At 31.0% G+C, this 19,145-nt stretch carries 21 protein-coding genes and 1 tRNA gene; 18 read left to right on the top strand and 4 right to left on the bottom strand.

What is annotated here, in order from left to right; all coding sequences use genetic code 11:
- Positions 1 to 9: 9 nt before the first annotated feature.
- The 5 genes from sdhA to MHZ36_RS05490 all read left to right on the top strand — a co-directional run bounded on the left by sdhA (position 10) and on the right by MHZ36_RS05490 (position 4,711).
- Positions 10 to 1,773 (top strand): succinate dehydrogenase flavoprotein subunit, encoded by a 1,764-nt coding sequence (gene sdhA, locus MHZ36_RS05510; protein ID WP_239230132.1) that lies wholly within the window; start codon positions 10 to 12, stop codon positions 1,771 to 1,773.
- A 2-nt stretch (positions 1,774 to 1,775) separates the two neighbouring features.
- The gene (sdhB, locus tag MHZ36_RS05505; RefSeq protein ID WP_239230130.1) at positions 1,776 to 2,588 is read left to right on the top strand and encodes a succinate dehydrogenase iron-sulfur subunit; all 813 of its coding nucleotides are present in this window, start codon (positions 1,776 to 1,778) and stop codon (positions 2,586 to 2,588) included.
- A gap of 220 nt (positions 2,589 to 2,808) precedes the next feature.
- Positions 2,809 to 3,621 (top strand): glutamate racemase, encoded by an 813-nt coding sequence (gene racE / locus MHZ36_RS05500; RefSeq protein WP_239230128.1) that lies wholly within the window; start codon positions 2,809 to 2,811, stop codon positions 3,619 to 3,621.
- Complete coding sequence (locus tag MHZ36_RS05495; protein ID WP_239230126.1) at positions 3,621 to 4,199, top strand: XTP/dITP diphosphatase; 579 nt, start codon at positions 3,621 to 3,623, stop codon at positions 4,197 to 4,199. Before racE ends, MHZ36_RS05495 begins: the two co-directional genes overlap by 1 nt.
- A gap of 2 nt (positions 4,200 to 4,201) precedes the next feature.
- Positions 4,202 to 4,711: a YfcE family phosphodiesterase gene (locus MHZ36_RS05490; RefSeq protein WP_239230125.1), complete on the top strand. Its 510-nt coding sequence runs from the start codon at positions 4,202 to 4,204 to the stop codon at positions 4,709 to 4,711.
- A 970-nt stretch (positions 4,712 to 5,681) separates the two neighbouring features.
- Here the strand turns inward: MHZ36_RS05490 and MHZ36_RS05485 are convergent.
- Both MHZ36_RS05485 and MHZ36_RS05480 read right to left on the bottom strand, forming a co-directional pair.
- Positions 5,682 to 5,755: transfer RNA gene (locus tag MHZ36_RS05485), tRNA-Arg, on the bottom strand.
- A gap of 340 nt (positions 5,756 to 6,095) precedes the next feature.
- A complete protein-coding gene (locus MHZ36_RS05480) occupies positions 6,096 to 6,584 on the bottom strand; it encodes a P-loop nucleotide/nucleoside kinase family protein (RefSeq protein WP_239230124.1) in 489 nt (162 codons plus the stop codon).
- Between the two features lie 124 nt (positions 6,585 to 6,708).
- Here MHZ36_RS05480 and MHZ36_RS05475 point away from each other — a divergent pair, with 124 nt between their 5' ends.
- Positions 6,709 to 7,209 (top strand): AAA family ATPase, encoded by a 501-nt coding sequence (locus MHZ36_RS05475; protein WP_239230123.1) that lies wholly within the window; start codon positions 6,709 to 6,711, stop codon positions 7,207 to 7,209.
- Between the two features lie 98 nt (positions 7,210 to 7,307).
- On the opposite strand, the gene MHZ36_RS05470 is transcribed toward MHZ36_RS05475, so the two are convergent.
- Complete coding sequence (locus tag MHZ36_RS05470) at positions 7,308 to 7,793, bottom strand: hypothetical protein (protein WP_239230122.1); 486 nt, start codon at positions 7,791 to 7,793, stop codon at positions 7,308 to 7,310.
- Between the two features lie 218 nt (positions 7,794 to 8,011).
- Between MHZ36_RS05470 and MHZ36_RS05465 the strand changes: the two genes are divergently transcribed.
- From MHZ36_RS05465 to MHZ36_RS05435, 7 genes are all read left to right on the top strand, one after another.
- Positions 8,012 to 8,182, top strand: coding sequence for a hypothetical protein (locus tag MHZ36_RS05465; RefSeq protein WP_239230121.1), 171 nt, complete (start codon positions 8,012 to 8,014; stop codon positions 8,180 to 8,182).
- A 246-nt stretch (positions 8,183 to 8,428) separates the two neighbouring features.
- Positions 8,429 to 10,309, top strand: a complete 1,881-nt coding sequence (locus MHZ36_RS05460) for a DUF5776 domain-containing protein (RefSeq protein ID WP_239230120.1) — start codon at positions 8,429 to 8,431, stop codon at positions 10,307 to 10,309.
- 701 nt (positions 10,310 to 11,010) lie between these two features.
- Positions 11,011 to 11,145, top strand: coding sequence for a beta-class phenol-soluble modulin (locus tag MHZ36_RS05455; protein WP_239230119.1), 135 nt, complete (start codon positions 11,011 to 11,013; stop codon positions 11,143 to 11,145).
- A 44-nt stretch (positions 11,146 to 11,189) separates the two neighbouring features.
- Positions 11,190 to 11,324 (top strand): beta-class phenol-soluble modulin, encoded by a 135-nt coding sequence (locus MHZ36_RS05450; RefSeq protein ID WP_239230118.1) that lies wholly within the window; start codon positions 11,190 to 11,192, stop codon positions 11,322 to 11,324.
- 34 nt (positions 11,325 to 11,358) lie between these two features.
- A complete protein-coding gene (locus MHZ36_RS05445) occupies positions 11,359 to 11,493 on the top strand; it encodes a beta-class phenol-soluble modulin (RefSeq protein ID WP_239230117.1) in 135 nt (44 codons plus the stop codon).
- A gap of 43 nt (positions 11,494 to 11,536) precedes the next feature.
- Positions 11,537 to 11,671 carry a beta-class phenol-soluble modulin gene (locus MHZ36_RS05440; protein WP_042738939.1) on the top strand — a complete coding sequence of 45 codons (135 nt, stop codon included), beginning with the start codon at positions 11,537 to 11,539 and terminating at the stop codon, positions 11,669 to 11,671.
- A 132-nt stretch (positions 11,672 to 11,803) separates the two neighbouring features.
- A complete protein-coding gene (locus MHZ36_RS05435) occupies positions 11,804 to 12,487 on the top strand; it encodes a YjjG family noncanonical pyrimidine nucleotidase (protein WP_239230115.1) in 684 nt (227 codons plus the stop codon).
- Between the two features lie 84 nt (positions 12,488 to 12,571).
- On the opposite strand, the gene MHZ36_RS05430 is transcribed toward MHZ36_RS05435, so the two are convergent.
- Entirely contained in the window at positions 12,572 to 13,012 is a 441-nt protein-coding gene (locus MHZ36_RS05430) for an N-acetyltransferase (RefSeq protein WP_239230114.1), read from the bottom strand.
- A gap of 276 nt (positions 13,013 to 13,288) precedes the next feature.
- On the opposite strand from MHZ36_RS05430, the gene bshC reads away from it, so the two are divergent.
- From bshC to MHZ36_RS05405, 5 genes are all read left to right on the top strand, one after another.
- On the top strand, positions 13,289 to 14,902 hold the full coding sequence (bshC, locus tag MHZ36_RS05425; RefSeq protein ID WP_239230113.1) for a bacillithiol biosynthesis cysteine-adding enzyme BshC: 1,614 nt from the start codon (positions 13,289 to 13,291) through the stop codon (positions 14,900 to 14,902).
- A gap of 149 nt (positions 14,903 to 15,051) precedes the next feature.
- Positions 15,052 to 15,483 carry a division/cell wall cluster transcriptional repressor MraZ gene (gene mraZ, locus MHZ36_RS05420; RefSeq protein ID WP_239230112.1) on the top strand — a complete coding sequence of 144 codons (432 nt, stop codon included), beginning with the start codon at positions 15,052 to 15,054 and terminating at the stop codon, positions 15,481 to 15,483.
- Between the two features lie 14 nt (positions 15,484 to 15,497).
- Entirely contained in the window at positions 15,498 to 16,433 is a 936-nt protein-coding gene (rsmH, locus tag MHZ36_RS05415; RefSeq protein ID WP_343237200.1) for a 16S rRNA (cytosine(1402)-N(4))-methyltransferase RsmH, read from the top strand.
- 14 nt (positions 16,434 to 16,447) lie between these two features.
- The gene (gene ftsL, locus MHZ36_RS05410) at positions 16,448 to 16,840 is read left to right on the top strand and encodes a cell division protein FtsL (RefSeq protein ID WP_239230111.1); all 393 of its coding nucleotides are present in this window, start codon (positions 16,448 to 16,450) and stop codon (positions 16,838 to 16,840) included.
- Complete coding sequence (locus tag MHZ36_RS05405; protein WP_239230110.1) at positions 16,821 to 19,118, top strand: penicillin-binding protein; 2,298 nt, start codon at positions 16,821 to 16,823, stop codon at positions 19,116 to 19,118. Before ftsL ends, MHZ36_RS05405 begins: the two co-directional genes overlap by 20 nt.
- Positions 19,119 to 19,145 lie beyond the last annotated feature (27 nt).

Here is a 19,145-nt window from a genome sequence, read left to right as displayed (position 1 = left end):
TGACAATTTATGGCAGAGAAGAAAGTTATTGTTGTCGGTGGTGGACTGGCCGGTCTCATGGCAACAATTAAAGCAGCAGAAAAAGGTGCACATGTGGACTTGTTCTCATTAGTTCCGGTTAAACGTTCACACTCTGTGTGTGCACAAGGTGGTATTAACGGTGCGGTTAATACTAAAGGTGAAGGTGACTCACCAGCTGTTCACTTTGATGATACAGTGTATGGTGGTGACTTCTTGGCTAACCAACCACCGGTTCAAGCTATGACTGAAGCAGCACCAAAAATTATTCATCTATTAGACCGCATGGGTGTTATGTTCAATAGAACGAATGAAGGGTTATTAGACTTTAGACGTTTTGGTGGTACATTGCATCACCGTACTGCATATGCTGGTGCTACGACAGGTCAACAGTTACTTTACGCTTTGGATGAACAAGTTCGAAGCTTTGAAGTAGATGGTTTAGTTAATAAATATGAAGGTTGGGAATTCCTAGGAATTGTCAAAGATGATGATAATATGGCGAGAGGAATTGTTGCTCAAAATATGACTACATCTGAAATCGAATCATTTGGTTCAGATGCAGTTATTATGGCGACTGGTGGCCCAGGTATCATCTTTGGTAAAACAACTAACTCAATGATTAATACTGGTTCAGCTGCATCTATTGTGTATCAACAAGGTGCAATGTATGCAAACGGCGAATTTATACAAATTCATCCAACAGCAATTCCAGGTGACGATAAATTACGATTGATGAGTGAGTCAGCTCGTGGTGAAGGCGGACGTATTTGGACATATAAAGACGGTAAACCTTGGTATTTCTTAGAAGAAAAATATCCTGACTATGGTAATCTTGTACCTCGTGATATTGCAACACGTGAAATATTCGATGTATGTGTGAACCAAAAATTAGGTATCAATGGGGAAAACATGGTGTATCTTGATTTATCACATAAAGACCCACATGAGTTAGATGTAAAATTAGGTGGTATTATTGAGATTTATGAAAAATTCACGGGTGATGATCCTCGTAAGGTACCAATGAAAATTTTCCCAGCAGTTCATTATTCAATGGGTGGTTTATATGTTGATTATGACCAAATGACAAATATTAAAGGCTTATTTGCAGCAGGTGAATGTGATTATTCACAGCATGGTGGTAATCGATTAGGTGCAAACTCATTATTATCTGCCATTTATGGTGGGACAGTTGCTGGACCAAATGCTTTAGATTATATAGCAAATATTGAAAAATCATATACTGATTTAGATGATGTAATGTATGAAAGTGCTGTTCAAGCAGAACAAGAAAAATTTGATCAATTGCTTTCTATGAAGGGTACAGAAAATGCCTATAAAATTCATAGAGAACTTGGAGAAATCATGACAGCAAATGTTACCGTTGTTCGTGATAATAAAAAATTACTTGAAACTGATAAGAAAATTGTAGAATTAATGGAACGCTATCAAGATATCGACATTGAAGATACTCAAACTTGGAGTAACCAAGCAGTATTCTTTACTCGTCAATTATGGAATATGTTAGTGCTTGCACGTGTAATTACAATAGGTGCCTATAACCGAAATGAATCTCGTGGTGCACATTACAAACCTGAATTTCCAGACAGAAACGATGAAGAATGGTTGAAGACAACATTAGCTAGTTATAAAGGTAAATCAGAAGCGCCTGAATTCACTTATGAACCAGTTGATATTAGTTTAATTCCACCACGTAAGCGCGATTATTCTACTAAGTCTACAGGGGGTAAATAATCATGGCAGAGATTAAAGAAGCAAATGAAACTCCAGTAAAAGATAATGAAAGTAAACAAAAAACGATTAAATTAATTATAAAACGTCAAGATAATTCAGATTCAAAACCATATGAAGAAGAATTTGAAATTCCATATAGAGAAAATTTAAATGTGATTGCATGTTTAATGGAAATTCGACGTAATCCAGTAAACAGTAAAGGTGAAAAGACAACACCAGTTGTTTGGGATATGAACTGTTTGGAAGAAGTTTGTGGCGCATGTTCTATGGTGATTAATGGTACAGCAAGACAATCATGTTCTGCAATTGTTGATCAATTAGAACAGCCTATTAAACTAGAACCAATGAATACTTTCCCAGTTATTCGTGATTTACAAGTTGATCGTACAAGAATGTTTGATAACTTAAAACGTATGAAAGCATGGGTACCGATTGATGGTACTTACGATTTAGGACCAGGGCCACGTATGCCTGAAAAGAAACGTCAAACAGCTTATGAATTATCAAAATGTATGACTTGTGGTGTATGTTTAGAAGTGTGTCCTAATGTAACGAGTAAAAATGACTTCGTTGGTGCGCAAGCCATCTCACAAGTTAGATTGTTTAATTTACATCCAACAGGTTCAATGACTAAAGATGAGCGATTAGATGCGTTAATGGGTGGAGGAGGATTACAAGAGTGTGGTAATTCTCAAAACTGTGTCAATGCGTGTCCAAAAGGTATTCCTTTGACAACATCTATCGCAGCATTAAACAGAGAAACATCTTTCCATATGTTTAAATCGTTCTTTGGTTCTGACCATCAGGTGAATTAATTTTAATATATGCAGTCTAGGGCTTAACATTTGTGCTGAACAAGTGTTAGGCCTCTTTTTTATATTAATCAAAGGATCCTATTTTTAAAAAGATAAAAATTGGTGCAAATATTATATATAATTTAAAAAATATACTTACTTTCAATCTTGATGAATGATTTTGAAATTGTGACTGTGCTAAAATAAAGATTAAGTAAATTAGTTGAGGATGAAGTCAAATATGGATAAACCAATAGGCGTTATTGATTCAGGGGTCGGCGGTTTGACAGTTGCGAAAGAAATTATGCGTCAACTCCCTAATGAAACCATTTATTATCTAGGGGATATTCAACGTTGCCCTTACGGACCAAGAGAAGGTTCAGAAGTTAGAAAATTCACGACCGAGCTAGCTGAAAAGCTTATGACATTTGATATAAAAATGTTAGTGATTGCATGTAATACAGCGACTGCAGTTGCTTTAAATCATTTACAAAATCTTTTGCCAATACCAGTTATCGGTGTTATAGAACCCGGTGCGAGAACGGCCATTATGACGACTAAGAATCAGAATGTTTTGATTCTAGGTACGGAAGGTACAATAAAATCAGAGGCATATCGACATCATATAAAAAATATTAATCCTAATGTTGAGGTTTCAGGAATTGCTTGCCCAGGATTTGTACCATTAGTAGAAAAGATGCGCTATAAAGATCCAACGATTACAAGTATAGTAATGCATCAGACACTCAAGCAATGGAGAAATAGTGATGCGGATACAATTATACTAGGGTGCACACATTATCCATTATTATATCAACCGATTAATGAGTACTTTGGTGGGGAAAAAGTTGTAATCTCATCAGGTTTAGAAACTGCTCGTGAAGTCAGTGCTTTACTAACATTTAGTAATGAACATGCGGGATATAAGCGAAAACCAAAACATAAATTTTTTGCAACTGGTGATACTGAACATATTGAAAGAATTATTGAAGAGTGGCTAAATATGAATGTCAAAGTTGAACGAATAGAAGTTACATGTGAGGAGTCGAAATAATGGAAGATATCGTAATTGCATCAAATAACAAAGGAAAAATTAATGACTTTAAAGTCATATTTCCTGAATATAATGTCATAGGTATTTCTGAAATTATTGATGGTTTTGATGTCGAAGAAACAGGAGATACTTTTGAAGCTAATGCACGTTTGAAATCTGAAGCGGCAGCAAAAGCATTGAATAAAAGAGTAATTGCAGATGACAGTGGGTTAGAAGTATTTGCATTAAATGGTGAACCTGGGGTTTATTCGGCGCGTTATGCAGGTGCAGATAAAGATGATAATGCAAATATTGAAAAGGTATTAACGAATCTTGATGACGAAACAGACCGCACTGCTCAATTTGTTTGTGTTATAAGTATGAGTGCACCTGATGAAACAACCAAACAATTTAAGGGTACTGTACAAGGTGAAATTACATTAAGTAAAATAGGTGACAATGGATTTGGATATGATCCAATTTTCTTTATAAAAGAAAAAAATAAAACAATGGCTCAATTAACAGCTGTAGAGAAAAGTGAAATTAGCCATCGTGGTAAAGCAATCGATAAGTTAAAAGCGTATATAGAAGGTGAATGACTATGACAAAATGGATTCTGATTAGTGATAACCATACTGAGCAAGGAATTTTATATGATGTGATACAAAGAAATGATGATATCGATGTTGCGATTCATTTAGGTGATTCAGAATTCTCATTTGACGATACGGAACTTAGCTATTTCCATAAAGTGAAAGGGAACACTGATTTCTATCCTGAATTTCCAAATGAAGCAGTTGTTGAGAAAAATGGAATACGTGCATTTTTTACACATGGTCATCTATACAATGTAAACCGCTCACGTATGCATCTAGCTGAGCAAGCTAAAGCAAATCAATGTCAATTTGCATTTTATGGACACACACATGTGGCTAAACATGAAGTCATTGGGGATGTACATGTAATTAATCCCGGTAGTATTTCACAATCTAGAAGTAATGTAGAAGAAACATATGTAGAACTCGAAATTGATGAAAATAATGGTCAAGCAGTCATTAAATTTAGAAACCGTGAACACAATGTTATTGAACAAAACCAATTTAAAATTTAAACATAAAACCATGTATATTCAATCCGTTTGAATATACATGGTTTTATGATTGTGTGAGAAAAGTTAGACAAAAATTAAAAAGCATACATTTTTGTTAAAAAGAATTGTTTATCATTTAAATTAAATATAAAATAGTGGTGTGGGCATTTTTGGAAAACCCAAATTTCTAAATTTATTTTTAACGCGGGAATGTATATACCATAAAACACAATTGTCAAAAATCCCACACATAGGGTAGGGACCGTTTCGCTCCTGCCCTAATTTTCTATTAAAATAAAAGGAGAATAGAAAGACATGTATATAAATTATTGGAAAAATATTTTTAATTATAATAACTCTTCCAAGTTTAGCCATTTTCTAATGAATATGCTTATAAATATAGTTATATTATTTATAATTATTTTAAGCGGATTTATTGTACCATATGAGTGGGAAAATACAGTCGTAAATATATACTATTTTGTTTTATTTATAATGATTTTACCGACTATTTCCATGATAGTGAGAGTTTTTAAAAATAAAAAAACAATTTAGTTGTTATGCACGTACACGAACTTATATTCTAAATAATTCGTAAGATTATTTTATATTGAAAAGATTAGTCAATCATTCCTAAAACATATTGTTATGAAACCGACTAATGCAAGATATTATGTGAATACCTTAATCCATGTAGTTGATAAGATAGAGGAAAAGTTAAGTGGGGAGCGTTTAATACATTACCTGAACAATCTGAGCGTTTAGAGCAATATATTCAGGATTAAAACAAAATAGATAAGCCTGAATTATGCGACCACCAATTGGATGGTCTAAACGACATGTGAATATTAAAATGAATAGGTGTTTTTTTAAAATAGCTTTGGGTCCCTAAAAATTAGTTTAATATAGTGCGCTATTGATAGATAAAATAAAAAGAACCCTGTAATAACAGGGTTCTTTTTATGAAAAGTGTTTAACTTTCGGTTATTAGCGTCCTGGGAGGGATTCGAACCCCCGACCGATGGCTTAGAAGGCCATTGCTCTATCCAGCTGAGCTACCAGGACATATCTCTTTTGAACACAATAATTATTATATCTAACTTAGGAAAATAAAGCAATACTCCACTCATGAAAAATAAATATGATTTTTCACTATAATAGTCTTTTTATCATCTTAAAGATATAATTCTATAAATTCAATGCTTTTATAGTTATAAATCGGTTGAAAATATATTTTATTTTTAATTATATACAGAAATTCACTACATATAATATCAAAAAGTACTTAAAAATAGCTATAAATAGATTATTCTAACTCATTTATAGCTAATTCATATTAAATAGTGTATATAATTGATATTGCATGTTCAATTTCATTTTTGAAAAAATTTATAAATGTAAGCTATCATTTTATTTCGACAATGTTTAATCCTTCAGATATTTCAGGTACTTCAAAGAAACTCGATAAATAATCAAATGTTTCTTTAGTATCAAATTGTGCTCTGTCGGGTTCCTCTAACTTTCTTTGGTTAATATGCTTCAAACATTGTTCATCACTAATATTTAAAAAAATTAATTTATGGTTCGCATTGATTTCGGAAGCGATACTTACTAACCAACTTCTTTGTTGTTTAGTATTGCCGGGAAAGTCTAAGACAACATTGGAGCCTATTTCTAAAATACGTTGGATATGCACTTTTAAAATTGGTTTTAGAAGTTGTGAATATTTTAAATAATCATCAATGTGATTGATTTGACTTGGAAACAATGATTCTAACCATTGATCTTCAGATATAAGAACAGCATTATGTTGTTGTTCTAATTCCTTTGATTTAGTTGACTTACCAGCACCCATTTTTCCAGTTAAAAAATATAAAGTTCCAAATGTGTTCATTTGCAGACCTCCTAAGTTAATATTATAAAAATAATATCGTTTTCTAACGAAATTTACAATAATTTGATTTTGGTTGAATTCAATTTAATTAGGGAAAAAGTAAAGTAAGAATGAGGTGATGTATATGAGCAATATTATAGTTATTAGAGGAAATTCTGGGAGTGGTAAAACTACAATAGCTAGAAAATTACAACAAACATTAGGTGAAGGTAGTTTTCTTATTTCTCAAGATGTTGTTAGACGTGACATGCTTAAAGTAAAAGATAAACCAAATAATTTAGCTATTGATTTGATTAAAGAAATGTTGTTTTTTGGAATGAAACATTGTGAATTTATAATTTTAGAAGGGATATTAGCAAATAATAAATATGGAGATATGTTGAAAAAGACACTACATACACAGCATAAAGTATTTATATATTATTACAATTTGTCATTTGATGTAACAGTGGAACGACATAGAACAAAAAATCATACAGATTTTGGAATTAATGAATTGAAATCGTGGTTTGTAGCAGATGATTTTATTGGCATTGATGGTGAAAAGATAATAACTGATGATATAAGTAAGGAACAAATGTTGCAAATAATACTTAAAGATATTGATTATAATAATTTGGATTAAATAGATTAAAACTTTGATAGTTTGTTTCATGGGATCACATTTTTAGTTAATCATACTTAAGTAGTGTCAAAGTACGACAAATAAGAATAATAATAGAGTTATTTAGGCTGATGGATAGTAATATTTTGTTTTTTTAGAAGTATATCAATTATTTTAGAGTTAATAGTTGCATTATTTAATATATTTGGTGTATTTGATAAAATTTTTGTTTTTATATTTAACGAATACTTCGATACGGCATTTGATACACACTTTTCATAGTTATCACTATTAATTGTAATATCAATAAATATCGCATCTTTTTTTGTATGAATAATATTGTGTTTAATAAAAGATGTGTGCTGCATTATATTATACTGAGTAACTAAATTTAAGGTTAATTGTACATCTTTGATTAAAAGGTCAATGTTGTATTTTGATAGGTAATCATATTGTATGAAATGAATACGATGTGAATCTTTCAATTTCAGAGGATAGACTTCCAATTTATTAGTAAATATATATAAGTGATCTTTATATTCGTTTATAAGGCTGTTTATAATTGATTCTACATAAAAGAAACCATCGAAAATTACAATTGCCATTTTTAACTACCACCTGAATGAAAATATTAGTTTGATACTAGTAATAGAATATTCAATCGTAAGTTATATTACAAATCATACGATAAGATCTTTAAAGTAGTAAGTTTTATGTATTTATATTATGATATATATCAATTTATACATTAAATATTGATAATTATAGTTGTCAACATAGTGTATGAAGTAAATCGTTAATATAAAAAGAGTGGGGGATTTTTGTGAAAGAAAAGGTAAAAAAACAATTAGATAAATATGTAGAAAATGGTCAACTTGAAAAGGGTTTAAATAAGGTTAATGAGCAAGTCAAAAAGAAAAAAGGTAAAGATTACTCAAATTATATAGGTAAAATAATGAATTTTTTAGGTAAAGGCAAAAATAAAAATAATTAACATATATTCTAAAAACCCTTTAATTGCAAGTACACGATACTTTCGCAATTTAAAGGGTTTTTCATTTTATTTATGCTGAATTTCAATATTTTTTGGTGAAAATAGCTGCAATCCATCTAGCATACCAACATTCAACTAACAAATGTTAATAATAGTTGCATATTACCCCCTTTAGGTTGGGTATTAGTATTCTAATTCAAAAAGTTTAGTGTAATTAAATATTGAACAGTCAAAAGGAGTTTTAATATGGATAAATTAATTACTATTATCGTTCCTGTTTATAATAAAGAATTGTTTTTACATGATTGTATTGAATCAATTAATAATCTAGATATTGATAATAATCTTGTTGAAGCAATTTTTGTTGATGATTGTTCAACAGATCATTCGTTGAGCATTATTAATTCATACCTAGACAAATATAACTTTTTAGAGTTGATACAATTAGAGGAAAATACAGGCAGTCCTGCAGAACCAAGAAATGTAGGAATTGAAAAAGCGTCTGGTAAATATATAACATTTTTAGATGCTGATGATTGGTTAGATCGCGAAGGTTTTCCTAATTTATTAAAACAAGCTGAAGCACATCATTCTGACATTGCTTTTGGCCAAAGTATAAAACATGATGATAAAGGTATTAGTAAATTAGGTAGATTTATATCGTATAAAATAGCAAATCACCTTGTACCATATAAAATTGATAAAATTTTCAGAGCCGTTGGTCCCCCTGGTAAGATAATAAAGACCGAAATTATTAAAAAGGAAAATATTAAATTTAAACATTTAAAATTTGGAGAGGATAAACTATTTTTTATTGAAACAATTTCAAGATGCAAATCTGCTTCTATGAATACAGCACATGTTTATCATGTGAACAGGTTTAATGAAAATCAATCATTAGTTACTGAAACGAATATATTGGAAAAGACAGAAGATAATTTAACTGTCCTAAAAGAAATTTTAAAATTAGATTTGCCAGATGAAGCTGAATTTCAAGCAATTAGTAGAATTATAGAAGTGGATTTTATCAGTCGTTTATATAATAAGAAAAGATACTTAAAAAGTAATCGCAAATCAGAATTTCATCGGTATTTTAATGAAGTTGTTAGTTTATTGAACGTTAATGGAAAAAACATTGAAGATTACATTATTGAAGATAAATACAAAAATAATTATAAATTAATAAAAATGGAACGTTATGACGCATTAAATAACTATATAGATTTATTAATCAAAGGTGGCAAAGCAGATCGCTATTTAATGAAGAATCAAGTACACTTTTTAATGCCAGAAAGTTTAAAAGACTTAATACCTGTAAAAGAAGAGATGTTTGCAGTATATGAAGGAACGCATTTCATTAGCGATAACTTTTATGAAAGTATTAGAGTGTATAAAAATTCTGAAACCAAAATTGATAATATATTATTAACAGAAATATATAATGAACCTAATGCAATCGCTGTTAAATTTCAGGAGAAAGATGGGCGGATTTTTATTAACTCGAATGAATTTAAAAAAGCTGATTTCAATTTTAATTTAACACTCATTTATTATGGTTATAAACCATATAAAGTAAATATGAACTTACCAAATGTAAATGAAGGTATTAGTTTGAAAAGACAAAATTTCAGAGCTGAATTTATGCAAAAAGAGCGTGATGTTAAAGTAAAAGATAATGTGAAAAGATATTTCCATTTCAACCCAAAGTATATTAATGTTTTGAAAAAGTTTAATCACTATAAAGATATTGAGTTTAAAAATAAACTAGATGTCGATGTCGAGTTAGGTGAAGTAATTGAAGTTCGAGCAATAGAATATACTAAAAAAGGTACCCCTAGACTAGTTTTAAAAAATGGTGAGGTTATAACTGCAAATAGAAATTATGTTGGAGCAGTTTCAACAGAAAAAAATGATAAATATTATTATGAAAAGCCAGATAAAGTGAAAATTTTAAATAAATGTAACGAATATGAAACGCGAAAATTTAAAAATAATATTAATACGCTTAATAAAAATGATGTGATTAGCATAGAAAAAATCGTAATTTCACCTAAAGGAACGCCTAGATTTAAAACGAGCAACGGCACATATATTACAACAAACAGAGCGTATGTAGAGGCATTATAAAGGTGAGTGACACTAAAAAGAAAAAAGGTATTGCAATATTTATTATCAAATGATTATTAGATGTTGGGATTTAAAAATATTGTTTGGTTAATTGATAAAATTTTTAAAAGAAAACAGGTTTTAATTTTTTTGTGAGTGGTATTTAATTAATAACTATAAGAGAATTAGAATTATTGGTTAATTTGCTTAATGTACGTTGCTTCGGAAAAAGCAACGTACATTTACTTGTGCGTTAACGTTGAATAATAAGAAGTGAATTTAGAGATCCTATGACCAACCAATTGCGAACATCACAATTGGTTGGATTTTTTTATTTTTCTTTATTTGCATATAGGTATGAAATAAGAAAATAATTTATTGTTGATTCAATTATCAATTGAACTAAAAATTAAATATTGAAGCAATATAATACATTAACGTGGATGAAATGCTAAAGTGGGAATTCAGCTTTTCATATGAATTTCGTGAAATTGAATTATGCAAAACACAGTTAGGATTTCAAAACTGTTATACACAATACAAAAACAGACAGATATGTCGAAAAAAGAGTTAGTTAAGAAAAAATGTACAATTGAATTGAGCTATATTATATATTATAGACAACAAAACGATAGCTTAATTAAACCAAGCGCAACATCGTTTTAAATGTTTTGTAAGTTTGTAAAAGCTTTAAGAACCTAAAATATAGAGGAGTGTTTTTAATGGAAGGATTATTTAATGCAATCAAAGATACAGTTCAAGCTGGAATTAACGGGGACAACGCAAAATTAGGTACAAGTATTGTAAGTATTGTTGAAAATGGTGTAGGCGTTCTTTCTAAGTTATTTGGATTTTAATTTAACCATTTTAAATATATAAATTTTAAAGGGAGAGGTTTTACATGACAAAATTAGCAGAAGCAATTGCGAAAACGGTAGAAGCAGCAAAATCAGGAAATGATGCAGAATTAGGTACAAGTATTGTTGATATCGTATCAAGTAGTGTTGGTTTATTAGGTAAATTATTCGGATTCTAAATTTTAAGTAAATATATAAAGGAGAAAATTAATTATGACAAAATTAGCAGAAGCAATTGCAAAAACAGTTGAAGCAGCAAAATCAGGAAACGATGCAGAATTAGGTACAAGTATTGTTGATATCGTATCAAGCGGTGTTGGTTTATTAGGTAAATTATTCGGATTTTAATTAATAATTTGTACAAAAAATAAATTATAGAGGGGTATTTAACATGGAAAAATTATTTGAAGCAATTAAACAAACAGTTCAAGCAGGTATTGACGGAGATAACGTTAAATTAGGTACTGGTATCGTAAGTATTGTTGAAAATGGTGTAGGTGTTCTTTCTAAATTATTCGGATTCTAATATTGATAAATACAATGGTCAAGGTGATAACCTTGGCCATTTTTTTATTATTCAATTTTTATACTTTTAAATAAGAAATATGTTACGATTTTAATTGCATAAAAGTAGGGCAATAGAAAGTAGGCATGACTGATGGATAGTAAAAATATTTTTTTAGATTTTGATGATACGTTAGTTGATTTTCATGATGCAGAAGCATACGCATTCTATAAATTGACAAAATATTATAAAGTTGAAAGTACATTTGAGGATTTGAAATTGTTTATGAAGGTCAATCAATCTCATTGGGAAGCTTTTCAGAATAATTTATTGACTAAAAGCGAAGTTTTATCAAAAAGATTTGAAGCATATTTTGATTTACAAGCATTAAAAGTAAACGGTGAAGAAGCGGATCATGTTTTTAGGGATGAGTTAGCAAACGCGCCAATAAAATATTTCCCTAAAACATTAGAGACATTAGAAATGATGAAGGAACATCACAATTTATATATAGTAACTAATGGAGTATTAGAAACACAGGAACGCAGAATCGATAAAACGCCTTTTGGAAAATGGTTTGATGGCGTGTTTGTTTCTGAACAAACAGGATATCAAAAACCGATGCCGGAATTCTTTGATTTTGTATTTAATGAAATTGGAGAAGAAAAACGAGAAAATGCAATTATTATTGGAGATTCTTTGACTTCGGATATATTGGGAGGGAAAAATGCAAATATTGATACCTGTTGGTTTAATCCTCGACAAAAAGTTAATGATACACAAATAATGCCAGATTTTACAATTAGTAGTTTGAGTGAACTTACAGAATTTATATAAAGCGAACCGAAGTATAATTTAACAGTTAGATAAAATAGTAGTGGTGAAGTATTCAAAGGAATACTTCACCACTATTTTAAATAATTATGGTGTCCATACTAATACATCATGTCCATCTTTATTTGTTTCATTTAAATCTTTAAATCCTTGTTTAATAAAGAAGTCTTTTGATTGATTTCTAGCTATAACTTTAATAGGTAATCCTTGTTCTTTAGCAAAGTCTAATAGCGTTTTGCCATAACCTCTATCTTGGAAATCTCGTAATACTTCTAATTTCCAAATAATATTATAATCTTCGAAGTCTGGAAAATGTTGTTCTTCAACTTCTCCTTTTCTATATAATGCCATCCTTGCACCTAGTCTATCACCGACATAAATGCCGTAGAATGGTGAATCTGAACTAGCATCAATCATTTCACCACGAAGTTCATCAACTAAATATAAATCTTCGTTGCCAAAATTTCTGAAATCTTCAAATAATTCATCTGTTTTATAATTGATATCAAGACTTTTTACTTCACTCATAGACGGCTCCCCCTTTGTTTTGTTATATCTATTATACAGTATTTATATTGATTTTTCACAAAAATGACTGTTTTAAACATAGAATTATCTATTAGTAATAAATTAATTTATAATGAAATGCAAAAGAGATAACAAATAGATATTGTAAATATACGCTGCGCTGCATGTTTTATATTAAAAAATGAAAAATTTGACTGAATTCAAGCCGTAAAATTGTCATCGCTGTTTATAAACTTTATACTAGGTAGGAATAGAGTAGCATAAGGAGAATTTCGAATGTATTGTATGACTGAGAGACTAAATGAAAATGATCAATTTATTAATAAATTAAAAAATAGTGACCATACATTAGCGCAATTTTATCATTTAGATGCAATGAATCCTAATAGTTATATAGAAAGATTAGAAATGAAAAACAATGGGAGAGAAGTTGCTGTAGCTAATGTTATTGAAAATTATATGAGTGATTTGACACTTACATCAAAACAAATTGAAAATATTGATGCGTTGAGAAATGGTGCAAAAGTGATTGTTGGCGGGCAACAAGCAGGTTTGTTTGGCGGTCCACTTTACACTTTGCATAAAATATTTTCGATAATTACAATGAGTGAAGAATTAAAACAAAAATACGGAAAAGCAGTAGTACCCGTTTTTTGGATTGCAGGCGAGGATCATGATTTTGATGAAGTGAATCATACCTTTGCTTATAATTCAAAAAAAGCAAAGCTACATAAAATTAAATATCATACTATGACGCCACCTGAAAGTAATGTTTCAAGATATTCTCCTGATAAAGAAGAACTTAATGATACATTAAATCAATTTTTCCAAAATTTACCTGAAACAAAGCATTCACAGTCTGTTATCCAGTTGTTTAGAAATATTATTGATAAACACCAAAATTGGACAGAAATGTTTAAAGCATTATTACATGAAGTCTTTAAAGACTATGGCGTGTTACTCATTGATGCTAATTACAGTGAGCTTAGAAAAATTGAACAACCGCTTATAAAACAATTAATTCAGCAACATAAAGCAATTGATTCAGCCTTTAGAACAACACAGGATCAAACGATTGCAAATGGTTTAACTCAAATGATAAAGACAGATACTAATGTTCATTTGTTTCTCCATGAAGATGATATGAGGCAATTGATTACATTTAAAGATGGAGAATTTAAGTTAAGTAAATCGGATAAAACATACTCAGAGTCTGAATTGTTAACTATTGTTGAGGAAGAGCCAGAGCGTTTTTCGAACAATGTTGTAACACGACCTATTATGGAAGAATGGCTATTTAATACAGTTGCATTTATTGGGGGACCAAGTGAAATCAAGTACTGGGCAGAACTGAGTGATGTATTCAAAGTTGTTGATGTTTCAATGCCAATCGTTATGCCAAGATTAAGGATAAGCTATATTAATGAAAGAACTGAAAAATTATTAAAGCAATATGGCCTTGAACTGAATAAAGTTCTATCACAAGGAATCAACGAAGATAAGGAACGTTTTGTTAGAGCTAAAGCATCAAGTTCATTTATTGAAGAAGTTGAAAATATGAAAGAACAACAAGAGAAATTGTATGAGACTCTGAAAGTTGATGTTTCTGAAAATAATGATAATCGACTATTATTAGAAAAAAATAATGAAATACATCAACAGCAATATGATTATCTCCTTAAAAGATATTTACTGAATATCGAAAGAGAAAATGACATCAGTATGAAACACTTTAATGAAATCAATGAAGTCCTCCACCCAATGGGCGGTTTGCAAGAAAGAATATGGAATACGATTCAAATAATGAATGAATTTGGGATTGATGTGTTCAGTCCCTCCACTTATCCACCACTTTCTTATACTTTTGATCATATCATATTAAAACCTTAGAACAGCAAGGGTTTAGCCCGGTTCATCACATTGATGAACCGGGCATTTTTTTATGTAAAACAACAAATTTGGGTGAAAATTGTATAATTAGTGGAGGATAGTGGTGAGATGTGGTAAATTATAAATATAAGAAGGTGAGGTGATTATAAATGTTCATGGGTGAATACGAACATCAGTTGGATGCAAAAGGGCGAATGATTGTCCCTTCCAAATTTCGTTATGACTTAAATGAACGTTTTATAATCACTCGAGGCCTTGATAAATGTTTGTTTGGTTACACTTTAGAAGAATGGCAAGTAATTGAAGAAAAAATGAAAACCCTTCCTATGACCAAAAAAGATGCTCGTAAATTTATGAGAATGTTCTTTTCTGGCGCAGTGGAAGTTGAACTAGATAAACAAGGGCGTATAAATATTCCGCAGAATTTAAGACAATACGCTAATTTAAGCAAAGAATGTACAGTCATCGGTGTATCGAATCGCATTGAAATATGGGATAGAGCAACATGGAATGATTTCTATGAAGAATCTGAAGATAGCTTCGAAGATATTGCTGAAGACTTAATTGATTTTGATTTTTAAATGGAGGAGTTAACGTGTTTCATCATGTCAGCGTAATGCTTAAAGAAACCATTGATTACTTGAATATAAAAGAAGATGGTACATATGTCGACTGTACTTTAGGTGGAGCTGGACATGCCCTTTATTTATTAGAGCAATTAAGTGATAGTGGTAGGCTTATAGCAATCGACCAAGATACAAATGCAATTGCCAATGCGAAGGAAGTATTAAAGGATCATTTACATAAAGTGACTTTTGTTCATAGTAATTTTAGAAAATTATCTGAAATTTTAAATGATTTGAATATTGAAAAAGTTGATGGTATTTATTATGACTTGGGCGTATCTAGTCCACAATTAGACGTGCCTGAAAGAGGTTTTAGTTATCATCACGATGCGAAATTAGATATGAGAATGGATCAAACACAACCATTGTCAGCTTTTGAAGTTGTTAATGAATGGTCATTTGAAAGTTTGGTTCGAATTTTCCATAGATATGGTGAAGAAAAATTTTCAAAGCAAATTGCAAGACGTATTGAACAAAACAGAGAACAACAGCCTATAAATACGACACTAGAATTAGTAGATATCATTAAAGAGGGTATACCTGCTAAAGCACGACGAAAGGGTGGGCACCCTGCTAAAAGAATATTCCAAGCGATTAGAATCGCAGTTAATGATGAGCTTTCAGCTTTCGAGGACTCATTGGAACAAGCAATTGAATGTGTGAAGGTTGATGGAAGGATATCCGTAATCACTTTTCATTCACTCGAAGATCGTTTGTGTAAGCAGATGTTCCAAGAATATGAAAAGGGACCTGAAGTCCCAAGAGGTTTACCTGTAATACCTGAAGCCTATACACCCAAATTAAAGCGAGTTAACCGGAAACCTATCATTGCGACTGAAGACGATTTAGAGATAAACAATAGAGCACGTAGTGCAAAATTACGTGTGGCAGAAATCTTAAAATAAGGAGTGGATTATGAGTGGCAGTTGAAAAAGTATATCAACCCTATGATAATGTAGAACAACAAATTCCAGAAACGAAACCCTCGACCCAACCTAAAACAGTTAAAAGAAAAGTTGTAGTACAGTTAACCAAATTTGAGAAAATGTTATACATAGGTCTTATAACAATAATTGCTTTAATAAGTATATATATGCTATCTTTGAAAATGGATGCGTATGATACTCGAGGGAAAATTGCAGATTTAGATACTAAAATAGAAAAGCAATCTAGTGAGAATAGCGCGATAGAATCTGAAATTAAAAAGAACTCATCATATGAACGCATTTACGACAAGGCTAAAAAACAAGGTATGAGCCTTAAGAACGACAATGTAAAGGTAGTGCGTAATAATGACGAAGCGAAGAATTAAATTTAAGAAAAGAAAATTACCAATTAAAAAAAATAAAATAGGGGCAGTCCTACTCATTCTTGGATTCGGACTGCTCTTTTTTACGTTGGTTTTAAGGTATTCATATATTATGTTGACAGGTCACTCATCTGGTGAGGATTTGATTTTAAAGGCAAATGAAAAATATTTGGTCAATAGTCAGGAGCAACCAGAACGAGGTAAGATTTATGATAGAAATGGTAAAATATTAGCTGAAGATGTTGAACGATATAAGTTAGTAGCAATTGTCAGTAAAAAGGCAAGCGAAGGTAGTGATAAGCCTAAAAATGTTACTGATAAAAAGAAAACAGCTAAAAAGCTTGCGACAGTATTAGATATGTCAGCAAAAGAAATAGAGAGTAAATTAGATAATAAAAAAGCTTTCCAAGTCGAATTTGGTCGAAAAGGAACAGATTTAACGTATCAAGAAAAAGAGAAGATTGAAAAAATGAATCTTCCTGGTATTACATTATATCCTGAAACTGAAAGATTTTATCCTAATGGAAACTTTGCATCACATCTTATTGGAATTGCACAAAAAGATCCAGACAGTGGAGAGCTCAAAGGTGCAATGGGTGTTGAAAAAATATTTGATAGTTATTTAAAAGGTCAAAAAGGAACTTTATCTTATATCCATGATATTTGGGGCTATATAGCACCGAATACTAAGAAGGAAAAAACACCAAAACGTGGAGACGATGTTCGTTTGACGATAGATTCCAATATTCAAGTGTTTGTAGAAGAAGCATTAGATGGCATGGTTGACAGATATAAACCAAAAGATTTATTTGCTGTTGTAATGGATGCACACACTGGAGAAATATTAGCATTTAGTCAGCGACCTACTTTTAACCCGGAAACAGGTAAAGATTTCGGTAAAAAATGGGCAAATGATTTATATCAAAATACGTATGAACCAGGATCAACATTTAAGTCGTTTGGTTTAGCAGCCGCAATACAAGAAGGTGAATTTAAACCAAATAAAAAGTATACAGCAAGACCAAGAACAGTAATGGGCTCTAAAATTTCCGACTGGAATAAAGTAGGTTGGGGAGATATACCTATGACGCTAGGTTTCACTTATTCATCAAACACGCTAATGATGCATTTACAAGACTTAGTTGGTTCAGATAAGATGAAACATTGGTATGAAAAATTTGGCTTTGGAAAGAGTACTGATGGTATGTTTGATAGTGAATCTTCTGGTGGTATCGCATGGGAAAATGAAGCACAACAAAAAACGTCATCATTCGGTCAATCGACAACTGTAACTCCGGTTCAGATGTTGAGAGCACAATCTGCATTCTTTAATGATGGCAACATGCTTAAACCATGGTATGTGGATAGTGTAACTAATCCAGTTACTAATAATAGCTATTACAAAGGTAAGAAAGAGTATGCAGGTAAACCAATCACTAAAGATACAGCGAAAAAAGTACGTACGGAACTTGATAAAGTTGTAAATAGTGAAGATAGTCATGCTAAGAACTACCGTGTAGATGGCTATGATATTGCAGGTAAAACTGGTACTGCACAGGTGGCAGATCCTGATAATGGAGGCTATGTTCAAGGTGAAAATCCATACTTTGTTAGCTTCATTGGTGATGCACCTAAGAAAGATCCGAAGGTTATTGTATATGCAGGCATGAGTCTGGCACAAAAAAATGATCAAGAAGCATATGAAATGGGTGTTAGTAAAGCCTTTAAACCAATCATGGCTAATACATTAAAATATTTAAACGTTGGAGAAGAAAATACGAAAGATAGCTCTGATGTAAAATATAGTAAGGTACCTGATGTTGAAGGGTTAACTACTCAAAAAGCAGAAGATAAAATCAATGGTAAATCATTAGATGCTGTTGTTATCGGTAACGGTGAAAAAGTAACAAGTCAATCAGTTACTGCTAATAAAGAAGTGTTACCAAACAATAAAGTGCTATTACTTACAGATGGTGATGTCACAATGCCAGATATGACCGGCTGGACGAAAGAGGAAGTTATTGCATTTGAAAGGTTAACGAATACCAAAATCACAATGAAAGGTAGTGGTTTTGTATCAAACCAATCTGTTACTAAAGGTCAGCAAGTGAGCAAAAATGATAAGATTCAAGTAACATTATCTGCTGAAGAGATTAATGGAGAAGCAAGTTCAAGTTCTGAAAAAGACGCTTCAACAAAAGAAGATAAATCTACTTCAAGTGAAAAATCAAAGAAAGATAAATCAACCAAAGATGAGAAAGCAAGCGATAAGTCAGAATAATTATTGCTGTTTTGAAATTGATTTATA

Source organism: Staphylococcus sp. ACRSN (assembly GCF_022346615.1).
In the GTDB taxonomy this organism is placed as follows: Bacteria; Bacillota; Bacilli; order Staphylococcales; family Staphylococcaceae; genus Staphylococcus.
Note: the sequence above shows the minus strand (reverse complement) of the source record. Positions and strands in the feature narration are given on the sequence as shown.